The organism is Mesorhizobium sp. BR1-1-6 (genome assembly GCF_020165355.1).
Lineage (GTDB): Bacteria > Pseudomonadota > Alphaproteobacteria > Rhizobiales > Rhizobiaceae > Mesorhizobium.
The window spans coordinates 369,512-392,466 of the sequence record NZ_JAIUHZ010000003.1 but is presented as its reverse complement, the minus strand read 5'-3'; the positions used below and the strand labels follow the sequence as shown (position 1 = coordinate 392,466).

Annotated in this window: 22 protein-coding genes and 2 pseudogenes; 7 read left to right on the top strand and 17 right to left on the bottom strand. The window is 60.3% G+C overall.

What is annotated here, in order from left to right:
- Positions 1-70: 70 nt before the first annotated feature.
- Entirely contained in the window at positions 71-3,118 is a 3,048-nt protein-coding gene (traA, locus tag LB545_RS09830) for a Ti-type conjugative transfer relaxase TraA (protein WP_140581368.1), read from the bottom strand.
- Between the two features lie 171 nt (positions 3,119-3,289).
- Here traA and LB545_RS09825 point away from each other — a divergent pair, with 171 nt between their 5' ends.
- The 3 genes from LB545_RS09825 (at position 3,290) to LB545_RS09815 (ending at position 4,770) form a co-directional block, all read left to right on the top strand.
- Positions 3,290-3,616 (top strand): conjugal transfer protein TraD, encoded by a 327-nt coding sequence (locus LB545_RS09825; protein WP_181171907.1) that lies wholly within the window; start codon positions 3,290-3,292, stop codon positions 3,614-3,616.
- Position 3,617: 1 nt separating this feature from the next.
- Positions 3,618-3,866, top strand: a complete 249-nt coding sequence (locus LB545_RS09820) for a conjugal transfer protein TraD (RefSeq protein ID WP_140581370.1) — start codon at positions 3,618-3,620, stop codon at positions 3,864-3,866.
- Positions 3,867-4,239: 373 nt separating this feature from the next.
- Positions 4,240-4,770, top strand: coding sequence for a MucR family transcriptional regulator (locus tag LB545_RS09815; RefSeq protein ID WP_140581372.1), 531 nt, complete (start codon positions 4,240-4,242; stop codon positions 4,768-4,770).
- Between the two features lie 88 nt (positions 4,771-4,858).
- On the opposite strand, the pseudogene LB545_RS09810 reads toward LB545_RS09815, so the two are convergent.
- The 11 genes and pseudogenes from LB545_RS09810 to LB545_RS09760 form a co-directional block, all read right to left on the bottom strand.
- Positions 4,859-5,171, bottom strand: a pseudogene (locus tag LB545_RS09810) (DUF736 domain-containing protein).
- 173 nt (positions 5,172-5,344) lie between these two features.
- Positions 5,345-5,813: pseudogene (locus LB545_RS09805) on the bottom strand (SulP family inorganic anion transporter); the annotation flags it as partial.
- A gap of 14 nt (positions 5,814-5,827) precedes the next feature.
- Positions 5,828-6,640 (bottom strand): transglutaminase-like domain-containing protein, encoded by an 813-nt coding sequence (locus LB545_RS09800; protein ID WP_140581374.1) that lies wholly within the window; start codon positions 6,638-6,640, stop codon positions 5,828-5,830.
- A 2-nt stretch (positions 6,641-6,642) separates the two neighbouring features.
- Positions 6,643-7,710 (bottom strand): VPGUxxT family thioredoxin-like (seleno)protein, type 2, encoded by a 1,068-nt coding sequence (locus tag LB545_RS09795; protein ID WP_210241470.1) that lies wholly within the window; start codon positions 7,708-7,710, stop codon positions 6,643-6,645.
- A gap of 12 nt (positions 7,711-7,722) precedes the next feature.
- The gene (locus tag LB545_RS09790; protein ID WP_140581375.1) at positions 7,723-8,190 is read right to left on the bottom strand and encodes a DUF3788 domain-containing protein; all 468 of its coding nucleotides are present in this window, start codon (positions 8,188-8,190) and stop codon (positions 7,723-7,725) included.
- Between the two features lie 15 nt (positions 8,191-8,205).
- Positions 8,206-8,952: an FMN-dependent NADH-azoreductase gene (locus tag LB545_RS09785; RefSeq protein ID WP_140581377.1), complete on the bottom strand. Its 747-nt coding sequence runs from the start codon at positions 8,950-8,952 to the stop codon at positions 8,206-8,208.
- Between the two features lie 43 nt (positions 8,953-8,995).
- Entirely contained in the window at positions 8,996-9,541 is a 546-nt protein-coding gene (locus LB545_RS09780; RefSeq protein WP_140581378.1) for a carboxymuconolactone decarboxylase family protein, read from the bottom strand.
- A 34-nt stretch (positions 9,542-9,575) separates the two neighbouring features.
- Positions 9,576-10,283 carry a nitroreductase family protein gene (locus LB545_RS09775; protein WP_140581381.1) on the bottom strand — a complete coding sequence of 236 codons (708 nt, stop codon included), beginning with the start codon at positions 10,281-10,283 and terminating at the stop codon, positions 9,576-9,578.
- A gap of 113 nt (positions 10,284-10,396) precedes the next feature.
- Positions 10,397-11,368 (bottom strand): AraC family transcriptional regulator, encoded by a 972-nt coding sequence (locus LB545_RS09770; RefSeq protein ID WP_140581384.1) that lies wholly within the window; start codon positions 11,366-11,368, stop codon positions 10,397-10,399.
- 540 nt (positions 11,369-11,908) lie between these two features.
- Positions 11,909-12,154, bottom strand: coding sequence for a peptidoglycan-binding domain-containing protein (locus tag LB545_RS09765; protein WP_224704912.1), 246 nt, complete (start codon positions 12,152-12,154; stop codon positions 11,909-11,911).
- A 315-nt stretch (positions 12,155-12,469) separates the two neighbouring features.
- Positions 12,470-12,802, bottom strand: coding sequence for a hypothetical protein (locus LB545_RS09760; protein WP_140581386.1), 333 nt, complete (start codon positions 12,800-12,802; stop codon positions 12,470-12,472).
- A gap of 950 nt (positions 12,803-13,752) precedes the next feature.
- Here LB545_RS09760 and LB545_RS09755 point away from each other — a divergent pair.
- On the top strand, positions 13,753-14,034 hold the full coding sequence (locus tag LB545_RS09755; RefSeq protein ID WP_140581389.1) for a DUF427 domain-containing protein: 282 nt from the start codon (positions 13,753-13,755) through the stop codon (positions 14,032-14,034).
- 78 nt (positions 14,035-14,112) lie between these two features.
- Here the strand turns inward: LB545_RS09755 and ileS are convergent, their stop codons facing one another.
- Together ileS and LB545_RS09745 are read right to left on the bottom strand one after the other, a co-directional pair.
- A complete protein-coding gene (gene ileS, locus LB545_RS09750; protein WP_140581392.1) occupies positions 14,113-17,088 on the bottom strand; it encodes an isoleucine--tRNA ligase in 2,976 nt (991 codons plus the stop codon).
- A 110-nt stretch (positions 17,089-17,198) separates the two neighbouring features.
- A complete protein-coding gene (locus LB545_RS09745; protein WP_140581395.1) occupies positions 17,199-17,612 on the bottom strand; it encodes a cupin domain-containing protein in 414 nt (137 codons plus the stop codon).
- A gap of 304 nt (positions 17,613-17,916) precedes the next feature.
- On the opposite strand from LB545_RS09745, the gene LB545_RS09740 reads away from it, so the two are divergent.
- Both LB545_RS09740 and LB545_RS09735 read left to right on the top strand, forming a co-directional pair.
- Positions 17,917-18,399, top strand: a complete 483-nt coding sequence (locus LB545_RS09740; RefSeq protein WP_140581398.1) for a hypothetical protein — start codon at positions 17,917-17,919, stop codon at positions 18,397-18,399.
- A 635-nt stretch (positions 18,400-19,034) separates the two neighbouring features.
- The gene (locus tag LB545_RS09735; RefSeq protein ID WP_140581401.1) at positions 19,035-19,385 is read left to right on the top strand and encodes a hypothetical protein; all 351 of its coding nucleotides are present in this window, start codon (positions 19,035-19,037) and stop codon (positions 19,383-19,385) included.
- Positions 19,386-19,423: 38 nt separating this feature from the next.
- Here the strand turns inward: LB545_RS09735 and LB545_RS09730 are convergent, their stop codons facing one another.
- Together LB545_RS09730 and LB545_RS09725 are read right to left on the bottom strand one after the other, a co-directional pair.
- Positions 19,424-20,614: an NADH-quinone oxidoreductase subunit D gene (locus tag LB545_RS09730; RefSeq protein WP_140581404.1), complete on the bottom strand. Its 1,191-nt coding sequence runs from the start codon at positions 20,612-20,614 to the stop codon at positions 19,424-19,426.
- A 182-nt stretch (positions 20,615-20,796) separates the two neighbouring features.
- Positions 20,797-21,075, bottom strand: a complete 279-nt coding sequence (locus LB545_RS09725) for a hypothetical protein (protein ID WP_140581406.1) — start codon at positions 21,073-21,075, stop codon at positions 20,797-20,799.
- Positions 21,076-21,763: 688 nt separating this feature from the next.
- Between LB545_RS09725 and LB545_RS09715 the strand changes: the two genes are divergently transcribed.
- Positions 21,764-22,105, top strand: coding sequence for a hypothetical protein (locus LB545_RS09715; RefSeq protein ID WP_210239509.1), 342 nt, complete (start codon positions 21,764-21,766; stop codon positions 22,103-22,105).
- Between the two features lie 181 nt (positions 22,106-22,286).
- On the opposite strand, the gene LB545_RS09710 is transcribed toward LB545_RS09715, so the two are convergent.
- Entirely contained in the window at positions 22,287-22,952 is a 666-nt protein-coding gene (locus LB545_RS09710; protein ID WP_140581409.1) for a peroxiredoxin-like family protein, read from the bottom strand.
- Between the last annotated feature and the right edge of the window lie 3 nt (positions 22,953-22,955).

Sequence of the window (22,955 nt, the reverse complement as noted above, 5' to 3'; positions counted from 1 at the left end):
ATGCTGGACGCAATCAGGTTTGTCGCTTCAGCCGTCTGCGGCGTGAAAACGGCGGCAAATCGGAGGGGTGTCAGAGCCCAAGGCTCCGCCCCTTACCGATGCCATGGCTGAATGCCAGTTCCGCACCAAGGCGCCGGCCGGAATCGATGTTGATGCCAAGCTCGCGCTTGCGGTTGGCGAGAAGAGATTCCAATTGCGGATCGCGTTCGAGGCTCTTGGCCATGTCGGACATGGCCGACCGCGTGGACCTGTAGCCGGACATGTCGCCGGCCTGATATTGCTCCCGTCCCGTCCGATCGAGCTTTTGCCAACGTTCCACGAACCGGTCGGCGCGGCGGCTGGGATCGATGTCCATCCCGGTACGGATTTCCGTTTCAAGCTGCAGAGCAAGCACGATGCGGCTGACGCGGCCGGCGCCCGCCTCGCGGACAAGCTCGGGATTTTTCACATAAGCCGCTTCGGCATCGCGCCAGCCATACGGCCGCACCTTCTCGAAAGCGCTACGGGCATCTCTCAGTTCGCGCATCTGCTCGGGATTACCTTGGCCATTCGCGTTTCCACTGCTGAGGATCGCATCGATCGCTCGCGCGTGACGCACAAGCGCCTTCGTGCGAGCGCTGCGCAACGCTGCTTCGGGGCTCACCGCCGCATCCGCGTAGCGCTGCGCTCCCCTGACCGAAACATCTCTTTCAGGCGCCGCGCCGCCGTCTGCGCTTAACGCCCCAACATTCTCCCTTTCCGGCCCGCGCCCACGGTCCTGGCCGGGCTCGGCGTCTGCGGGCGAGCGCAATCCATCCAGCAACTCGCCGATCCTGTCGCGCAGTTTCTCCGGAACGAGACGACGCACGATCTCAACCACACGCTCGCGGAAGGTGATGCCGCGCCGCTCGGCATAGCTCTGCGCTGGGTCGATCCGCTCGTAGTCCGACGCCATGTCCTTAGCGCGGTCGCGTGACAGCGTGCGGACAAGCCGCTCGCGGGTCGCGAAGTCACAGCCGCTATAATGCAGGTCCATCCCGTCTCGATGACGCGATAGAGCCACATAGCTGCCATGCGCATCCATGCCTGGCGTCGCCAAGACATGGGTGCGGTCGACCGTCATGCCTTGCGCCTTGTGAATGGTCGCGGCATAGCCGTGGTCGATATGGGCATAGTCCTTCATGTCAAAGCGCACCGACCTGCCATCATCGGTGCGCACGGTCATGCTCTGTGAGCTGACCTCTTCGATCACGCCGAGCGTGCCGTTCTTGACGCCGAGGCCACGCTCGTTGCGTAGGAACATGACGCGATCGCCCTTGGCGAAGTTTCTTGGGCCATGTTCGACAGTCACCTGAACCTCGTCGCCGAGATCGCCGGCAATGCGCATGCGCTCGCGCGCTGCTTGGTTCAGCGCGCGCACCTGGTCGTTTGTGTGGGTGAGGATGATCCGGCTGGCCTCTGGATGCGCCTGCCTGTCGCGATCCCAGCGCTCGACGAGTTCACCTCGCGCTTCCTCGCGCGTTGCAGCCTGATGCACCATGCCTTGCGCGTCGTAAGCGCTGATCGCGGCACCGATCCTGCCGGTTGCCAGATCGCGCGTGGCATCGCGCTGCCAGTCCTCGCGCTGCCGCCGCACCTGACCAATTTCGACGCCGCCGTGTCGCTCGTGGAGAGAGCGGAATGCAGCGCCGGCTTCGATTGCCTGTAGCTGCTGTGGATCGCCGACGAGGACAACTTTTGCGCCAACGTCCGCCGCATGGGAAAGCACGCGCTCCAACTGGCGCGTGCCGACCATGCCGGCTTCGTCGATCACCAGGACATCACGCGCGGTGAGCAGATCACGGTCCTGTCCCCAGCTGTGCTCCATACTGGCGATGGTGCGTGACGGGATGCCTGAACCGCCTTCCAGATTCTCGGCGGCAATACCAGAGAGTGCGGCGCCTTTGACCTCGTAGCCCGCCGCTGCCCATGCCTGGCGCGCAACGCCCAGCATGGCGCTCTTGCCCGTGCCCGCAAAACCGACAATGACACCAAGACCGCGACCATCGGTGATATGCGCAAGCGCATCGATCTGCTCGCCCGAAAGGAAAAGCCCGCGTTGCGCAGCCCGCGCCAGCGCTGCCTCGCGATGTGCGTTGCTCACCGCGTGTCGCTCGTCGAAATCGATACGCTCTGCCGCGCGGTGAAGGCGCTGTTCGCTCTCGATCATCTGCCTTGTGGTGAAACGGTCTTCGCCGCGTCCGTCCTTGCCGAGTTCGACCAGATCGGGCGCGTTGCCGATCGCGCTCATCACCTGGTTGAACTGCTCGATGCCATCGCTGTGGCGATGCGAGAACTTCGCGATGTCCTTTCGGGTGAAGGTCGATTGCTGATGCGTGATGGCATCGAGCGCCACGGATGGATCGGCAATGATGCGCCCGCCATTGTTGCGCGCGATCTCGCGATGCAGTTCGGCGCGATCTGCTTCAATGTCGCCAGCAGCAAGGCCATTGCCCCCGATGCGTTGAGCCGGAGCGCCGATCTGGGTCTGCGGCTCCAGGGCAATGCCCTGCGCTTCCAGACTGCGATGATCGATGCGGGCGTCGATGTCGCGTTCGGCAAGGCATTCGTTGGCCAGCTCCGCCCATCGCTCGCGCCAGCGTTCGACCAGCTGGGTAGCATTCCAGTCTCGAACCTTGGCACCAAAACCGTTCTCGTCCACGGACCGCATGGTCAGCATGACATGAGCATGCGGCTTGAGACTGCCATCCTCCGCCCTGTCCCAATGCACGTTGAGATCGGCGACCATGCCCCGGCTGACAAACTCCGCCCGAACGAAGTCGCGCGCCAGTTCGATGCCTTGCGCCTTGCTTAGCTCGCGCGGCAGGGCAAATTCCACTTCGCGGGCAAGCTGCGCATCCTTGCGCATCTCGAAGGCCTCGACATCGTTCCACAGCCGTTCGCGGTCGCGCCAGGCCTCCGGTGCATCCTCAGGCAACATCACCTCGGAATGGACGACACCGCGCTTGGCCGAGAAGTCGTGGCTGCGTTCGATGCGCTCGTCGCGTAACCTCGCGGCCGAGCGGTAAGCAGCAGATGCTACAGCGCTGCTCCCAGCCTTGCGGCCAATGACTTTGACATGAAGATGAAAGATCGCCATCGCGACCAGATCATTTGCACGTCAAACCGCACGTCGGCACGACGTATAAGCGCGCCCTCCCTCGAAAAAATCTCGGGATGGACCAGCCCGTCCCGGGCTGTCTCGGCAACCCTGAAGCCTTCCGGCACACGCTCGCCTATCATGGCCGCATCGACATCGATGGAGACAGCCATGCGCAAACCACGGGATTTCGACGCGGAACTGAAGGTACTGGAAGACAAGGCGCGGGAACTCAAAACGCGAAAGGTGCAGCAGCTTGGCGAGCTGGTGATCGCCACCGGCGCCGATCAACTCAGCAGCGACGAACTGGCTGGTGCACTGGTCGCAATTGCCGAGACGAAAGACACCTCAAAGCGTGAGGCATGGGCCAAGCGTGGAGTAATGTTTTTCGAAAATAGGTCCCGGCGAACTGCTTTGGCATCTGAGCGCAACCCACGCAGCGCTCAAGCGCAACCGGGCAGCTCACAATCGCCGGCAAGCGGCTCTGGCTCGCAATGACATGCGCACCTGGCAGATCGAGCGCCGCAAGCGCACGCGGCAGCTCATCGAACTTGGCGGTCTCGTCGTCAAGGCAGGCATTGTCGAGCTCACCAATGACGATCGCGCCATCATCTACGGCGCGCTGCTCTGGATGGCGGACAAACTGCAAAGCCATGAAGGCGAGCAAGCGCGGGGTCTGTGGGCCGCGAAGGGAAAGCTGGCGTTTGCATCAGAATGGCATGAAGACCAAATGGCCAAGCGAACATAGCGGTGGTCAGCAAGCGGCGGACGATCCAAGCCACCCATTAAGTCACACTGGGCCAACAATCACTTCGGCCTGAACGGGGTATTACGCACGGTCGAGCGGAGCTGATGGCAACTATTGCTGCGGTTGGCAGCTTTGCGAGCCGGCAGCCCTGCTCTGCACAGGCGGCAATGGCGGGGAAGCGAGGGGAAGTTCCTCGCTTCCCAACCGATCGAAAAGGGTATCCGCAGTCGATCAGAATGATCAAAGCGAAGCTTACTCTTATAATGTTGCGCAAAAGACGTGGATTTTACAACGAGATGTACTATTTGCCTCGGCGGCGGGACGGGGAAATCAAATATCACTCAATTCGTCCGATACAACTAGAGGAACTTATATGACCACTGCTCTCGAACAAGACGGTCAACTGGATACCGTGTCGATAGCGGCCGACATCGTCGCCGCCTATGTGTCGAACAATCCACTGCCGGTCGGCGAGTTGCCGAAGTTGATCGGCGATATCCATGCCGCTCTGAAAGGCATCGGCACGCCGGCGACGGAACCTGTGACCAAGCAGGAACCGGCGATATCGATCAGGAAGTCGGTGACGCCGGACTTCATTATCTGTCTGGAAGACGGAAAAAAATTCAAATCGCTGAAACGCCATATCGGAGTCCACTACAATCTGAGCCCAGACGAATACCGGCAGAAATGGAACCTGCCCTCCGACTATCCGATGGTGGCGCCGAATTACGCCGCCACGCGTTCGGCCTTGGCGAAGGCATCAGGGCTCGGGCGCAAGGCGGCGCCCACTCCTGCCGCGGCGGAAAAACCAAAACGGCCTGCTCGTGCGGCAGCAGCGACGACGACTGCGGCAGCCATCAAGTCGCCGCTGAAGAAGACACGCAAGGCACCAGCCAAAACCTAGCGCGCTGCACCTGGCGGACGTGCCAGGCTGTGTAGGACCAGAACATAGCGCAGCCCCGCCTTGCGTCGGGGCTTCGTGTTAAGTCGGATCACTCTGCGGAGCGGCGGGACCAGATGAGCGAGAAGTCGCCCTCGGTGTCGGTCTCGACCAGGCTCGCATAGATCGGAGCGGGGAAGCTGGGATCGTCGAGCTTGACGGAGTGGTAGTCGCGACCCTCGCGCGAGGTCTTCTTCCATGCCGCCCCGAACTCGGTGGCGCCGGCGAAGATGCGGTAGTCGGGACCCTTTTCATTTTCGCCATCGGCCGGAGAGAGCGTCACCGTCTTGACGTTGAGATTGAGGGTCTTGACCGAGCCGGAGAAGCCGTTTGGCGGTGCGGGAGAAAGTGCCGATCGTAGCCATTGTGGTAGTTCCTTCTGGTTACTCGGGCCGCGCCCATCGCAGCCTCGATGGTGGTCGTGAGACCGGAGACGATCGGTCCGCACCCCTGAAGGGGCTGAAACGAAGTGAAAGACGGCGGCGCGAGGCTTTCTTGGATCGCGAGGAATGGACGCGCAGCGGACAGAAGATTGCCGTCCGGTGCAGAAGTTGGCGACACCCTGGCCGACGCACTCGCGATTCTTGTCGCTCCTTGTGTCGGTCATCTGATCGACGATGGATGCGGTAAGCAGGCTTTCCAGCAGCGACGCCGACTGAGTAGGGAAAGATGATCCACAGCGTCTCCAGTGTGTAGAGCACGTTGGGGATGAGGAATGTCGGCAGGCTCGATGGCAGCTCGCCCAGATCACCGACCGTGCGGACATCAAGTCCGAGCGTCAGGGACGCGACGGTCAGAACCACGATGCAGACCAGAGGAGACGGCACGGCCTTGGTGAGCCGGGGGCAGAGGTAAATGATCGCCAGCCCGGCAGCAATCATGGCGTAGCTCTCCCACGACTTGCCAATCAGTTCCGGCATCTGCGCCATGAAGATGAGGATGGCGAGTGCGTTGACGAAGCCCGTGAGAACGGAGCGCGAGACGAAGCGCATGACGTAGCCAAGCCGAGGGGCGACGCGCTTTATCGCGGGACAGGTTTGGCTGACCCAAGCGCTTTAAAGGCCTTCAGGATTCGATCGCGCGTATACTTATCGGGCGCCACTTCCGACATCGCGAACAGGCTTTCCCTGGCAGATGCAACATCGTTGAGCGCCGATTGTAGCCGCGCCAGATTTTCCCACGCATCGAGCACTCCCGGCGCGATTTGAGTGATCCGCCGATAGAGCTCCATGGCCCGAAGGGGCTTGTTGTCGTTTGCCGCACGAATCGCTTGATTGTTCAGCAAGCGGGCCAGCACGTCACGATTGCTCATCCGCGCGACACTGAGTGCGGAAGCGCCGCCTTCCTCACCGAGGCACGCCCGGCAGATCGCCGCGACCGCGTCTTGCGACACCGGGTTGCCACCCGAAAAGGGGTCGATCACCACAGGGCTCTTGTCACCAATCTGGACAAGGACGTGACCCGGCAGATTAAGCACATAGGCGCTCCATCCAGCCTTGCGCGCCATGGCAACGTACAGGATCGACAACGCAATCGGCAGACCACGTTTGCGGTCGAGCAGCCGGATGAAGTCGGCATTGATCGGGGCATCATAGGTTTCGGTATCGCCGACAAACCCAAACTCGCCATTGAGTACCCTCGACAACACGGCGGCACGTTCTCTCACGAGAAGTGCGCTGCGCCCTTCCTGGCACACCCGATCCTCGATCTCTTCGAGCTTTTCGAGATACGGCGCGATGTCCGTGTGCTCATGATCAAGGTGGCTCAGCGCAAGCGACGCCAAGTCGAGAAGAATGTCCTCATCCTCGATCAGGCCGATGGAGGCAACGTCCATGATCACGCCCCTTTGCCGATAGAACCGAGCTGCGCCACCAGCGACGGCCAACTCCGACGTATATCCTCGCGATAGACTTCATCCTCGCTCGCGCGCGGCAGATGCGGATCGGCGAGCCAGGCGCTCTGCTGCGGGCTGAGCATATTCGCAAGCGGTTCGCGATAAGGCGCAGCCCGGTTGATCCTCGAACGCTGGGCCGGCGTTAAAGGTAGATGACGAACCGCGTTCTTACGCAGATAGAACTGCGGTTCGCGATCCGATTCGAAGCGGCCGCTTTCGACGACGTTGAAGCCTTCCGCAGTTGCAAAGGCATCCAGACCGGCGCGAGAGATTTCGCGCGGATCGAACTGCACCTGTACGACTTCCTCGCCGTCGACCCAACCGGCATCGGTCGTGATTACCGCCGGGTGCTGGGCAAGGCTCGTTTCGCCAGACCAGAAGCACGGTGTTGCGTATGTTGCACGCTTGCTGAGGCCGTATTCGACCAGAAGGTCACGCCCGAGAAGGCGGAAATAGCCGGGGACATCCTCGCCAAGCCTCTCGAGCACGGCGACGATCTTTTCGTGCAGACCCAAGGCATCGTAGCGATCTGCCAGTTTCGGCAGGAGCTCGGCTCCGTCGGGTCCGAGAAACCGGACGACAGGATTATTCCAGGACGGTTCGTCGTATCGCCGCAGGACTTCGGCATCGGAGCCCGGATGGTTGTTGAAGATCGCCACCGGCACGAACCGGTCGGCGATCAGTTCTACCATCAACGGATGCGTCAGCACATCCTGGCCAAACCGCACGCACGTCGAACAGCCGGGCACTTCCTGGAAAAGCAGCAGGACAGGCTTGCCCTGTTCGGCCGCAAGCGCCAGGGCGCGGTCATGATCGCGCAGCCACGTGACATCGCCAAGCTCACGATGCTCGCGAAAGGAAATTCCATCTTTCTGCATGGCGCTAATATGGTGTCTCCGGTTCGCAAAACAATGACGATTGCGGCTGGGTCCGTTCGCATCGATTGCTGTGTGATGTCGGCACGAACACGGCTCGGATACCTCAGAACCACCGAGACGACAGTCCGGCATTTTTTGTGACCCTTAACCTCGCGACGGCGGCGGGCGCTTCATGATCAGAAGCTCCTTCGCATCATGCAAATCATCCTTCGACGAGATGGCAATCGTCAGCCATTTCCCGTCTATGTATGTTTTCGCTTCATCGTAGAGTTTCACCAATTGCGGACGCCAGACGTAACGCCGCTCCTCGAATTTCTCTCGTTCTGCTCCCCCCATGACGACCAAAGCCGAAAACCGGCGGTATTCCGGAATCAAGGTGCAGAACGCCCTGGTCTTCTTGAAGCGCAGGGACCAACCGCGGTTCTTGCCACCGTAGAGCCAGTCCGGCGCGAACACCCCAGGGTAGGATTCGTCGATCCAGTTCCGCAGCTCGGCCCAACGCTTGAACGGATCTGGTCCGATCCATTCGCGGACGACTTTGTCATCGGGCGGCGCCGATTTGCCGGTGATCCTGTCACCGATTTGGGGAAGCGGACCGGTAGGTAAACTCATCGGGAGACCTCGTGTTCACAGACCGGCGGCGGCCGGAAGGTTGTCGCATGGTCGTGCCAGGAGGTTGCGACGCGCCGCCAAGGTGTTCTTGGCGATACTTTCCGGAGCGGCAGGGCACCGCGAAATCACTGCAGGCGAACCGACACCTGGAAGCTCTCGCACGACCGTCAGGTCAAGCGCTGCCAAAGTCTTCTTCCTCGCAAGTCCCGCCTTGTCCCCATCAAGAAAGGCGGTGGCCTCTAGCGGGAGGAATTGCAGGCTTTGCAGCCCGATGGAGTTCAGCGCCAGCGTCAGATACGGCGTGAGAAAATCCGGCTGGTTGGCTCGCTCGCCGGTGAAGACGCCGCCGGAAGCGACGCCGATGAACACCGGACGATCCCTGAGCATTCCCACCTTTCCGGCCGGCGTCGACTTCATCGTGCGATCGACGCGCAGGACCTGATCGATCCAGGCCTTGAGGACCGAGGGAAGGGTGAAATTGTGCATCGGCGTTCCGATGACGATCACATCGGCCGCTTCGACTTCTCGAATGAGTGTTTCGGAAAGATCCAGAGAACCCTGCAGCGGGGCCGCCAATGTGACCGGCGACGACAGGGTGACTGCGTAATCCGCCTCGGCGTGAGGCAGGGGTTGCGCTCCCACATCACGCCGCGTGATGGTCGCCCCGGACGCAACCTCGAGAAGCATTTCGACCATCGCCGCCGAAAGCTTGCGGCTATGCGATTCCTGTCTCGGACTGACATCGATATGGAGAATGTTCATGTGATTGTTCCGATGGCTTCACGAGGTGGCGAGAAGACAGGGCTCAGATCGAGCCAGCCGGTGCGACCCAAGGGAAGTCCTTGTCGTGATCGAAGACGTTGTTGAAGAAGTTCGTCAGGGAGTACATGGCGACCAGCGCGACGATCTCGATGATGTTCGCGTCGGTGTAGCCAACCTCGCGGACAGCATTCAGATCGGCGTCACCAACATGCCCTCGGGTCTCGATGACCTTGCGCGCGAACTGCACGGCGGCGTCCCGCTTCGGGTCGTTGGCGTGACCCTTTCGGGCGAGGATGATGTCCTCGGCCGACAGCTTGGCCATGTGTTCGGCCGTAAAGCTGTGAACCGTCAGGCAATAATTGCAGCCGTTCAGCTCGGAGACCGCGAGGCCGATGCTGTCGCGTGTCTTCACATCCAGCGCCTTGCTCAGGGATCCGAGTAGTGTCGCCCATGAGTTAAATGCAATGGGGCTCTGGGCGAACGCCGCCATCATGTTTGGGGTGAACCCGATGTTCTTGGTAAAGGCATCGAGAGTGGGTTTCGAGTCAGCCGGCACCTGGTCCGGCTTCAGAGCGACAGTTCTCGCCATCATAGGCTCCATAAGTTCTTGATTGTGTGGTTGATCATGCGAAGTCGAGAACGTCGGCCACCGGCATGCGCGGCTTCTGCGGCCAGTTGCCCGCTCTCTCCGGTCCCACGGTCAGCAACATCACCGGGATTTCATCCTCGGCGAGCTCGAACTCGCGATGCACAGGTTCGGCATCGAAGCCGATCATCGGCGTCGAGCCCCAGCCCAGCGAGCGGGCCGCATAGATGATCGCCGCAGCGCCGAAGGTGGCGGTGCGGACCGCCTCGTCGCGGTCCTGTTGCGGTTGATCGTCATAGATCCGGCGCGCGTCCCGTTCCCAATCCGGCACCATCTGCGCCTGCATGATGCCCGCTTCCACCACCGGCGCCAGGCGATCGGGGACGGTGCTGGCATCGGCCAACTTGCCGATGACGATGAAGGTCACGGCAGCGTCGGTGATCGCAGGCTGGTTCCAGGCGATCGGACGCAGCCGAGCCTTGGCTTCAGGCGACCGTACGGCGATGAAGCGCCAGTTCTGCAGATGAAAGGATGTCGGTGCGGACGTGCCGATGCGCACCAGCTGACGGATCTGATCGTCGGTCAGGGTCGCGGCAGGGTCGTAGTATTTAGTGGCACTACGGCTCAAAATGGTCTCGATTACGACGTTCGTCGCGAGAGCATTTTCGCTATTCCCGGTCTCAGAATCGGCGTCGCCAACGACGCGCGTTGCGGGTTTGGTGGCGGCGGTGTTGATGCAGTTCATTGGGGTAGCTCCCTCATCAAGTGATTACAAAGATCAATTTACGTGTGGCGGTGATTAGTTCGAGACTGGATTGGCTCAATAAGATGCGTTAAAGGATCAAAACATGCCCATGCTCAGCCGCCGCGCATCTGCTCGCCGGTGTGCGCCGCTCGACGCCATTCCCCCGGCGTCATCCCCATCCTCTCGGCAAATACGCGCCTGAATGCCGATACCGACTGATAGCCGACCGTCTCGGCCACTGCCTCGGTGCTGATGGAGGGCTTCTTCAACTCATTGGCTGCCAAGCTCATGCGGAGATCGGTCAACAGATCGAGGGCGGAGCAACCTAACCTGTCTTGAAAGTGCCGCATGAATGTGGCCCGCGACATGCCGCACATATCCGCCAGATCAGGCAGCTTCCAGGATCGCGCCGGATCGGAGAACATCGCCGCGATTGCTGGCGCCAGCCGCGGATGGCCGGCAAGAGCCAACAAGCCTTCGGGGGCTTCCTCGGCCTCGCTCGCCGAGCGCAATACCAGCGTGAACAGTGCCGAAGAAAGTGCGTTGAGAATGGCCCGTCCTCCCGCTCTGTCGCCCGCGGATTCCATTCGCATCAGCCTTACGAGACTCGCCAGTTGGTTGGAGGCAGAGCCGATGCCGTCTTCTCCATCACCGTTCATTGCCCGAGCGACGAGATCGGCGGGCATGTAGTTGCGGATCAGCCGATCGTGCGGCGGCCCAATGAAAAATCGCCCGCACAACAAATCCAGTTGCTCGCCCCGGCCGTCGTTCTTACTCAACGTCCATCCGGCAGAGCCAACGCTTTCGTGTGTACGGATTGGCGTTCCGCCGCTGCCGTCATGCAGTACGTGCGCCGCGCCGTGAGGGAGCAGCACGACATCTCCCCTCGCCAGCTCCCGCGCCGTTCTCGTCTCCGGATTCTCTAAAATGGCCCGGCCACTGACGATAACGTGGTAGGGAATTTCGTTCGCCGCAGATTGGCCCCAGGCTACGCGCCACGGCGCACCATACGCGCAGCGAACCTCGAGCTGCCCGGTCACGGTAATGATTTGCAAGAGACGGCTGAGCCAGTCCACTTCAGACATAAAACCTCGGCAACCTGAAACAGCGACGCTTCTTATCGAAACAGCCTTTTGGCTTTACCTCTCGGCCACATCTCCAAACCTGGGGCCGCACCAGCGCTGGAGCGTGCGCGAGCCATCGAGCGCTCGACAATCAGAACCGTGGACCCTGTATCAGACACTGCCATAACGTGCGGCTATCAGTTCAATTAACGAGCCGCCACCAATGGGAACGATTTGGGAGCGGGCAGGTGCCACCGCTCAACGGATCGACAGTTTTTCGGATATCGGCGGAGCGATTTGAGTCACCGAAACAAGGGCCCGTGGCCGGCTGGCTTGGGACCGAAAACTGTTCGTCCGCTTCTGGAGTGAAGTCACCGGTAAGCCGCTGTTGCGCTGACGGCTGCACCGGCTCTATCAGGGCTCCCGCCAGCTCCTCAGAGGAAGCCGGCCGGCCGCTCAGATGATGTCAGCATTCCGCCTCGACGGCTCTGCGTCACAAAGCCGGCCATTGAAAGAACGTCTGCAACGGGTCACTCCAGAAATGCTTGGCGCTGCGCGTCTTCATATCCCTGATCCGTCCGTTGTCCTCAACGCATCCAATGTCTCAGGTGTGATCGTACCTGTCACTTTCAAACCATAGTCCGTCTGAAGCTTCGTCAAGGAAGCCCTCATTTCGGGACGGAATATGCCGTCGAGTTTCCCGTTGTAATAGCCGAACGCCAGCATGGCGAACTGCACCTCAAGGACAATGTCCTTGAAACGCTCGGCGTTACCCGGAAGGATCTTGAGCGGTGCCGGGGCAGGCACGGTCTTCGGGCTTGATATGTCGGAGGGGGTGTCGGCGGACTGTACAACCGAGCGGTGTAAGTTGGGGATGGGCTTTGATAGTCAGGAGCTGAATATCCCCCGGTCGACGAACGATGGCTGCTATGCGAGCTGTGACTGCTGTGGCTACTATGCCCCGCCAGCGTATACTCGTGATTGAGTTTGAAGATATCGAACAAAGGCGTTGACTTTCCGCCGTCGCTGAATGTCGGTTTCGTCGGAAATGCATGCGTCTGGGTCGGAAGGAAGCCGGCCGCTAGGAGCGACGGGATCGCAAACAATCGCTTCTTCATGCCCCTACCCCCAAATTCGCGTATCGTTCAAATAGGTACGTTTCCAGTCGGAAATTGTCCCCGGCGCACGGTGCCTGAATTCCTCGGGCACCGTGCAGAGCGGAAAATTATACAACCGCGCCTCTATCCCGCGGCTGGTGACGAAATTCACGGCTCGCGAAATCACGTCAAAGCCACTTGAGCTGTCGTAAAATAGCTTTGCCCAATTCTGCCGACCGTAGCCGATGTTTTTCAGCTGCATGATTGCCCATGTGTGTATAAACGGCAGGATCGTAGCGATGAAGCGTGCAAGTGCTGAAAGATTGGACGCGTTCGGTTGCATCAGCACTGTGCGCAATTCGATCTGCGCGCCTGTCCTGCAAAGAAATCCAAGGTTTCGCAAAAGGCCCTCGTGCGCACCCTGCTTGCCGACAATCTCGTCATGAACGGTCGCATCGGATGAATAAATTTGTCTCGGAGATGCTCGGCGAGACGACCCAGGTTTACAAGACGCCGATCCAGCGGCCGGGGCAGGGGATATTCGCGCCCCGCGTCTGGGCCCCGCACTATACACCGCGGCCGCTGCGAAGTCCGCTCGAGCTGCGCGAGATGTCACCGCTCCTGTCGATCCTTATGGTACGAACTCCCCGTCCTTCGAACTGACCAAGATCCGGCACTCCTTAGACAAGCCCTACCGCGGCTATTACGAGCGCGCGAAAGGATCGCCATCTGTCCTGCCTCGGCTGCAGGCTTGGCAAGACGAGCCCTTGCAAGGGGCCATCAGCCCGGCGCCCGAGCCGCAGAACACTCAAGAGGCGCCGAGTACGAAGACGCGGTCTAGGTCTAAGCCACGTCAACCGCCGCACGTCGGGCGTCGCGCCGCACGAAGGCAAACGCCAAGGCCGCTCCGGCGATGCAAGGTGATAACGCCGCGCTGGCGTTTGTGCCGCGTCCTGCCGCGCCACCCTCCAAACCGCTGCCAGGCAAGATGCTTTCCCTCGGCACACAACCTTCGGCGCCGGCGGGAGAAACCTGCGACGTTCGCGAAATCCTGGCCGCCGCGGCACAAGAGCAAGACGCGGAATTCAACGCAATGAGCGCCACCGTTCGCAACGAACACGGACCGACGGTCCGCGAGGCCATCGAGACGCTCGACGCGCTGCACCGATCTTTTGGGAAGGACGAAAGATAGGACCAGAGCGGATCCGTAACGCTATGCAATCCATTCCCGTTCGTTAATTCGCCGGGCCGACAGCCTGCGGTAGCCTTCTGGCCATCAAAACAACGTGGCACGGCCAGGAGAATTCAATGACAACGGCGACTTGGAACGGCGCGACCATCGCGGAATCAGATAAGACGATCGTCGTCGAAGGAAATCATTACTTCCCACCTGAAAGCGTGCATAAGGAATTCTTGCAAACCAGTTCGACGGCAAGCCGCTGCCCGTGGAAGGGAACAGCGAGCTATTATTCATTGGTTGTGGGCGAGAAAACCAATGAGGACGCGGCGTGGTATTACCCACAGCCGTCGACGGCGGCCGCAAACATCAAGGACTACGTCGCATTCTGGAATGGCGTCGACGTCAAATAGCAACGTTCGACAGCACGCCGGACAATATGCGCGCAACTGTTGTTTCGTAGCCGGGACTTTAACTGCCAAGGATGCAGGCTAGGCGGCTCTTTCCAGCGCCTTCCACTCACGTAGCGCCTGCGCATCGCGCGGCGTGACATCGGGATATTCGAGATCGTCGCCGACGGTTGGGAGGATCTTCCATGACCGCGCGCATTTCCTGCCGACCGCCTTCTCAACCACCACGGCAACTCCCGGCACGTCATTGAGCGTGAATGCACCCGCGGGCGGGGCTTCGTTGCTCGCCATCGCGTTGGAGGTGATGCAGATCTCGGCCAGGTCGATGTCGGCGAGGGTGCCCAGCAACGTCGTGTCCGAGACATAGACCAGCGGTGAGGCCTCAAGCGACGAGCCGATCCGCTTGGAGGCGCGCTCGACTTCCAACGCGCCGGTGACGACGCGGCGCACGTCGCGGATCGCGTCCCATTTCTGCGCCAGCGCATCGTCGCTCCATGCGCCAAGGACATTCTGGAACGGCTCGAGATGGACGGAGGATGCGCCGGGATAGCGCGAGAGCCACGCTTCCTCGGCGGTGAAGGACAGGATAGGCGCAAGCCAGGTGACGATGCGCCGGAACAAATAGTCGATCGCCGTCAGCGAGGCCTTGCGCGCGACGGATGATGGCGGGTCGCAATACAGCGTGTCCTTGCGGATTTCGAAATAGAAGGCCGAGAGCTCGGTGTTCATGAAATGCGACAGCGTGCCAATCACCGCCTTGTATCCAAACTCGGCATAGGCCCGGCGGACGACGGCATCGATCTCGCTCAACCGATGCAGCATCAGCCGTTCAAGCTCGGGCATTTCATCGGCCTTGATGCGATCCTGGTCGCGGAAGTGCGCGAGGCTGCCCAGCATCCAGCGGATGATATTGCGTAGCTTCCGATAGGTCTCGATGGTGCCTTTGAGGATTTCCGGCCCGATCCGCAGATCGTCCAAGTAGTCCGATTGCGCGACCCACAGGCGCAGGATGTCCGCGCCGGACTGCTTGATGACGTCCTGCGGCGCGGTGGTGTTGCCGAGCGACTTCGACATCTTACGGCCGTGCTCGTCGAGCGTGAAGCCATGCGTCAGCACCACGTCATACGGCGCGCGGCCGCGCGTGCCGCAGCTTTCCAGCAGCGAAGAATGAAACCAGCCGCGATGCTGGTCGCTTCCCTCGAGATACATCACGGTATCGTTGCCGCCATCGGCCTTGCGCTTGATGCCAGCGAGGCCGGGAAACTGTTGCGCGTCTTCCAGCACGAACGCATGCGTCGAGCCGGAATCGAACCAGACATCAAGAATGTCGTCGACCTTCTTCCAATCGTCCTTGGCGTGATCGCCGAGGAAGCGTTCGCGCGCGCCTTCGGCGTACCAGGCGTCGGCGCCTTCGCTCATGAAGGCTTCCGCGATCCGCAGATCGACGGCCTCATCCCGAAGGATCTCCACCGAGCCGTCCCCTTTCTCGCGCACGAATACGGTGATCGGCACGCCCCAGGCGCGCTGGCGCGAGACCACCCAATCGGGGCGGCCCGCGATCATGCCGGTGATGCGGTTCTGTCCCTGTTCGGGCACCCATTGCGTAACCTGAATGGCCTGCAAGGCGCGATGACGCAGCGTGTCGCCGGACTTCGCCTTGCTACCGTTCAAAATGTCCTTATCCATCGCGATGAACCATTGCGGCGTGTTGCGATAGATCACCTGTTTCTTCGAGCGCCACGAATGCGGATACTGATGCTTGAGGCGACCGCGCGCCAGCAGCGCGCCGCGCTCGATCAGCGCCTTGATGACGGCGTCGTTGGCGTCGCCCCTCTCACCCTTGTCGGTGAGCACGCGCTTGCCGGTGAAGCCCGGAGCCTGCGCGGTGAGCGCGCCGTCAGCATCGACGGTGTAGGGGATCGTCGATGAGATGCCGCGCGCTTCCAGGTCGCGGGCATTCGCCATCCAGATGTCAAAGTCCTCGCGGCCATGGCCCGGCGCGGTGTGGACGAAGCCGGTGCCGGTGTCGTCGGTGACATGATCGCCATCGAGCAGCGGCACGGTGAATTCGTAGCCGCCGTCGAGCCCCTTCAGCGGGTGGCTGCATTCGAGCGCGTCGAGGATACCGGAATCGATGTCGGAGGTGCGCTCATAGGACGTCACGCGCGCCTGCTTGAACACATCCGGCGCAAGCTTGTCGGCAAGGATCAGAAGGTCGCCGGTCTTCGCCCAATTGTCGGCGGGCGCGTCGGTAACCTTGTAAAGGCAGTAGGCGATCTTGGAGGAAAACGAGATGGCGCGGTTGCCGGGCAACGTCCATGGCGTCGTGGTCCAGATCACCACCGAGGCATTAGCGAGGCGGCCGAACGCGGCCTTCACCGGAAACTTCACCCACACCGTATCGGAGATCTGGTCTTCATATTCGACTTCCGCCTCCGCAAGCGCGGTCTTCTCGACCACGCTCCACATCACCGGCTTGGAGCCACGATACAACAGGCCGTTGGCGGCGAATTTCATGATCTCGCGCGCGATCTGCGCTTCGGCGCCGAAGTTCATGGTGGTGTAGGGATGCGCCCAGTCGCCGATCACGCCGAGGCGCTTGAATTCCTCGCGCTGGATGTCGATCCATTTCTGCGCGAATGCCCGGCACTCTCCTCGGAATTCGTTGATCGGCACCGCGTCCTTGTTCTTGCCCTTGGCGCGATAGGCCTCCTCGATCTTCCATTCGATCGGCAGGCCATGGCTATCCCAGCCTGGGACGTAGTTCGAATCGAAGCCACCCATCTGCCGGCTCTTGATCACGAAATCCTTGAGGATCTTGTTGAGCGCGTGGCCGATGTGGATGTTGCCATTGGCATAGGGCGGGCCGTCATGCAGCACGAATTTCGGACGGCCCTTAGACTTCTCGCGCAGCCGGTCGTACAGGCCGATCTCGTTCCAGCGGGCGAGCAAGTTCGGCTCGCGTTCCGGCAGACCCGCGCGCATCGCGAAGTCCGTCTTCGGCAGATAAAGTGTCTTGGAATAGTCGCGGGAGGGAGACTTCGACTTATCGATCATAGCAGCGTTTTGGGCCAACCCCGTGGAGCGAACGCATTGCGTCTGAAACAACAGGCTAGCGGCGCCGTGAGACCGCAAAGTCATCAACGGCGCGCCGCTGCCCATGTCCTCTACGGGAACGTTATGCCGAACGCGGCCGGATCCGGCTTCTCACCTTTTCGGGGAACCAACATGCGCTCCAAGCCTCCCGGCACGTAAGTGGCCAGCAGGACCGCCTGGTCGCCGACAATCTCGATCGTATGCGGCACGCCACGTGGAAGTGCGGCGTAGGCGCCAGGGCCGACCTCGACGCGGGTATCGCCGACCGTCGCGATGAGCTTTCCCTCCACGACATAGACCAACTCGTCCTCGCGCGAATGGGTATGCATCGGAGGCTCCTCTCCGGCGCGCACCGTCCACAGGACCGCGCTATAGTCGCCGCCGGACTGGCCGCTTTCCACTTTGATCTCGATTTTCGAACCGCCGCTGGCGGTCATTGTCTCGCCGCCCTGCGGCGGTGTCAGAACTGGTTTTTTGACTGCCATTTGTGGCCTCCTAATCATGACCTTTGCTTGGGTATCGCAGTAGCGATGAACAATTGTCGCTCACGTCCATCAGCATGGGATCGCGGGCGGCAAAGGAGAAATGACGTCACGCCATGAAATTAATAGCCGCGCGTTATAGCGGTCCCAGGCCTTCGATATTGGACACGTGCGCGGTCGAGACTGACTGACTACGCAACTCAGCCGCAAACCTCGGCTGACGCCCGATCGGGCGCTCAAGTCGGCGCCAGGAAGCGCGCCACTGTCGCATTTCTAACTTGCTGCACCCTGCCCTTTGGAACGGCCAATGCGACATTTCTTCTTTGCAGAGCTGGCGACATTTCTACATCGCCGCCACAGGCAATTTAAGAAGGGTAGGTTCAAGTTTGAGATGCGACCTGCGAGCGAGCGATCGCAGCAACGAAGCGATGCAATGCGCCTACTCGCAGATCGACCTGAACGAAAACGCCGCAAGACCGAAGATGGCAACTGGCGTTACGAGGTCGATCGGACAATGCTTTTTGCCGTCCAACTTGAACCTGCTTTGGATCGCCAGGAACTGGACCTAGCTCGCCGTCCGAAGCAGTGTGAGAGAATGATCCTTGTTGATTCAAAATCCTCAGACCCCGCTTCTCAGCCAGGTATCGGATTGATCGTCCGATTTCTGAGACGAGTCTATCGCACAGTGGGCGCGGTGGTCGTCGCCGGAATCATCGTTCAGCTCTACGTGTGGACGAGCTATTCACTGAGGCCTATCGACGTAAGCGGACACTCCTCGGCGGAGCGATGAGCGCGCCGCCGGACGGGTTGCTCTGGGTGATTTCGCTGTGCGGCGTGCTTGTCACCGCACTGCTGCGGCTCCCCGGCTTCGGCTTAGCGTGGACCGTGGACGGAGCACTGCCGATCGTCCTCGGCGCGTTGGCGCTATGGCACTATCTAGACGATTATGGAGGGCAACTGATCTTCAGCCCCGAACGATCTGAGATCGTCTCGGCCATGATCCTCAGCGGGGGGACCTTTTGCTCGGCACGATGCTGCGTCGATACGGTTTCGGGTCGAGGCTGCGGTCATCGGGACCGGTCGATGGGCTTTTGCTGTCGATCATGGCGGTTGTCTTCGTCGGCTTGCCAGTCGTGCTTGAGATCGGCAAGCATCAACCCCTCCCCGCCTGCGCTCACATCTCCGAAGGACAACAGCCCCCAGGCTGCCTCTCAAATCGGCGGTATGCGCCATGATGAGAGGCGCGCTTCGATGACACGCAGGAACAGGCAATGATCGCTGCCTTTGACCGCGCTTCTGCTACTCGCAGCGGCGACACCGCCCCCCATCCGGGCTTCGAACCGCTTTCGCCCACCGGCGATCACGAACTCGCATGTAACGATGTTGAGGATCTGCGTCGAGAGGGCGGAGCCTAGCGTCTTTACGGTGGCGCGCGGCGAAAAGGAGATCGCTCGCTGGACGCTGGATACCGAAGGCGACAGCTGCTTTTCCGAAGAAGATTACAAACGCCGCGCTGGAGCGTGCTCCGCCGAATTCAGTTTTGCCGGGGTCCTGAGCGCCGACAAATCGGACGGACAGCATCTCCCCGTTTTGCATTTTAAGTTGGAGGCGTCGCACTTTCCGCGAGGCATCTCGCGTTTTGACGATTCAACGAGGTTGGCGCCCATCCATAAGGGCGATCTGACGTGGGAGGAAGACCCACGTTGTACCTTTTCGCGTAGCTTCCGCTACGACCTAACGCGCGAGCAATATTTGCCGGATGCCACCCTTGCCTGATTGTAGCGACTACACGGATCCATGAGCTATGTTGTCGTTTATCGGTCGACCTCACCGAATACGATATCGAGCGAACCGAGAACCGCCGAAATGTCGGCAAGCATGTGGCCCCTGGAAATGAAGTCCATCGCCTGGAGATGGGCAAAACCCGGGGCGCGAAGCTTGCAGCGATAGGGCTTGTTGGTGCCGTCGGAGACGAGATAGACGCCGAACTCGCCCTTCGGAGCCTCGACTGCCGCATAAACCTCGCCGGCGGGCACATGATAGCCTTCAGTGTAGAGCTTGAAATGATGGATCAAGGCTTCCATCGCCCTTTTCATTGCGGCCCGTTTCGGCGGCACAACCTTGCCGTCCTCCGTTGACACCGGACCAATGCGCTCTTTGCCCAGAAGGCGGTCGACGCACTGGCGGATGATCTTTGCGGATTGACGCATTTCTTCCATCCGGATTAGATAGCGATCGTAACAGTCGCCATTCTTTCCGATGGGGATGTCGAAATCCATCTCTGCGTAGCATTCGTAAGGCTGCGATTTCCGGAGGTCCCAGGCTGCGCCCGAGCCGCGCACCATAACGCCCGAGAAGCCCCACGCCCAAGCATCGTCCAACGCGACGACACCTATATCGGCATTGCGCTGCTTGAAGATGCGGTTGGGGGTCAAAAGCTCGTCGAGATTTGCAACTGTGACAAGAAACGGGTCAATCCAGTTGCCAATGTCCTCGATCAGCCGTTCGGGCAGATCCTGGTGTACGCCACCCGGACGGAAATAGGCAGCGTGCATCCGTGACCCGGAAGCGCGCTCATAGAAAACCATCAGCTTCTCGCGTTCGATAAAACCCCAAAGCGGAGGCGTAAGCGCACCGATATCGAGAGCCTGTGTCGTGATGTTGAGGAGATGGCTCAGTATTCTGCCGATTTCGGAATAGAGGACGCGGATCAGCTGCCCTCGGATCGGCACGTCGATGTCCAGGAGCCGCTCGACTGCCAGCGCGAACGCATGCTCCTGATTCATTGGCGCGACATAGTCGAGCCGGTCGAGATAGGGCACGGCCTGAAGATAAGTCTTGTGCTCGATCAGTTTCTCCGTGCCGCGATGCAGGAGCCCGATGTGCGGATCGACGCGGGTGACGAGTTCGCCGTCCAGTTCGAGCACCAGGCGCAACACGCCGTGAGCTGCCGGATGCTGCGGACCGAAGTTTATATTGAAGTTCCGAACGGACTTTTCGGGCATGACAACGTTCTCCCATACGGATGAGACGAGACGGCACCGTAAAGTTACCGACCAATCGACGCAGCGTTGGCTGGTCAGTTCGGCATTCACACTGCATTTACATGCGCGATCTCGGCCCGGGCCCGCATGGTCGAATCATGGGCGACGGGCACGAGGCCCGCCGCTAATCAGTGGCTTCGGCCCTAGTGGTTTGCGCCGCCTAAGGGTTTTAGGTTCGCGCAAAATTCCGCGTAAGGTTTGCTCATAGCGGCGTCCTGACACTCTTTCATCATCGCGTCCTGATCACTCTTTGCCATGTTTTTCCAAGCGGCCTCGAACGCAGCCTTCGGCTTCATCGTTTTCATTGCTGAATCAGTAAAAAACGGCTGCATCATCGCTGGCGAGTCGAGAGCGCCTGCCAATGCCCCGCCTCCAAGCGTTGAGAAAGCCAATGCTCCGAACAGAATGGGTCTCAGATTCATTAGTAGGTGTCCTTCTAGTTTGCGGGAGTTCTTATGCAAAGTGTGTCTGCGCCAGCTCGAAAACTGCGTTCTCTTCGGCGCATTTAGGTTTCGCCAGAAGTTGACGCTCCAAGCGAATGAAACCATTGTATGGATTTCATAACAGACGGGAATTGAAGTGGTCTGTGAGGTAGGCCCGCCTGATGAGACAGCTTGGCGGCTTGACTAAGATGGATCGGGTTGGTTTCTGCGCGGCCAGTTGCTCCCATTTCTGACGTAGCATAGACCTCGTTGGGTGTCCTACCGCCAGAAATCGAGTGTGGGTCGCCGGTTATAATAGTCGATCCATAAACCGATGCCGCTGCGCGCCTCGCTTCCGATCTCGACTGCGATGAGGAAGACGCATTCGGGAACGCTTGTCGCTCGGCTCAGTGATTTCAGCTGGTTGCTTCGCTGTGTAAATGTCTTCCTTCGCGAAGCGTCATCATCCCCTAGGCGGTGCGCTACCGCGCAGACAAAGAGGCAGTTCATCGAAATCCCTAATTGCCAATCGCTATGAAAACCATGCCCGGCGGTAGTTGGAAGCATCGATCCATCCCGCCAAGATACAACTCTCGTTCATGTGTAATCCCGGGGAGCCATTCGCTGATGGCAAGCTGGGGCTTGGAAACGAGCCGTCAACAAAACTCCATTTCAATAGGAGAACGACATGTCCGATATCGAAGGTTCTGCTGTCAAAGACGGCGATCGTATTGACCGAGCCGACATCGCCATCGCGGTGACACGAGCACCATTTGCGTATGAGGACGGCGCAACACAGGAGTTCTACTCGGACGGACGCACCGTTTACACGGACGCCGGAGGTCGGTCGTCGGGAGAATGGAAAGTGGACAATGACGGGAGGTTCCAGTCGTTCTGGCCGCCGTCGGTATACACCACATACGATGTGTTCTGGATAGCCGGTTCCGACGGAAAGGCTGTAGGAGTGAGGTTCACTGACCCGATTAGCGGGGCAACATTCGACGGTCGATACGCTCCCACGCCCGCCTGAGATCGCGGTTTCTTGCGTGCTATCAAAGGCGATGGGCGGCTTGGTGCTCCCTTCCCCAGACGACCAGATTCAGGTTTGGCGTGACCCGCCTGCCAGCTCTCATTGTGCGTCGTGTCGTATGATTTCGATCACGCGGAGCCGAGGCAACGCTTTCGCAACTCGGGACTTTCTTCTTCGCGGCCTATGCAGCATGCGGATGGCGCAGATGATCCAGCACCGGTAACGCGTCACGTGGTGGAGAACGACTGGACTGCCCGGGGTTGATCTCCGAGAAGGCAATAAGCCCTGCCCTATCGACGATGAAGCGGGACGGTATCGGCAACGTCCAGCTTTGGTCGCCGTTGAAAACGGGGAGGTCGATATCATTCTTCCTGTGAAGGTCTCGGAGCAATTCAGGTATGCGCCATCGCACGCCGAAGAGCTGGCCAACGCGACCGCCTCGATCTGAAAGAATCGGAAAGCCGAGCTTCAATTGCGCGTGTGCTTTTGCGTTCTCGGCGACGGTCTGCTGGGAGATGCCCACGAGTGACGCGCCACGCGCTTCGATCGACGGGCGAAGGGACTCGAATGCTTGCAGGTCGCGATTGCATGCGGGAAACCACAACCCGGTGTAGAAAGTAACTAGCATCGGCCCATGCCGGAGCAGTGTTTCCGAGGCGACCTCAACGCCATCGTGGCCCGGCAGTCGAAAGGACGGCGCACTGTTGCCTGCCTTGAGCGCGCGCTCGGCCTGCCCAGTCGCGATCAGGTATTCCGTGGCGCTATGAAGCAGGTCCGCGACGTCACGCGTTTTTCGCCTTGTCACCGGAGGCGAAGCCGCATCAGACGTGCTCTTGCTTTTTCGCATTGC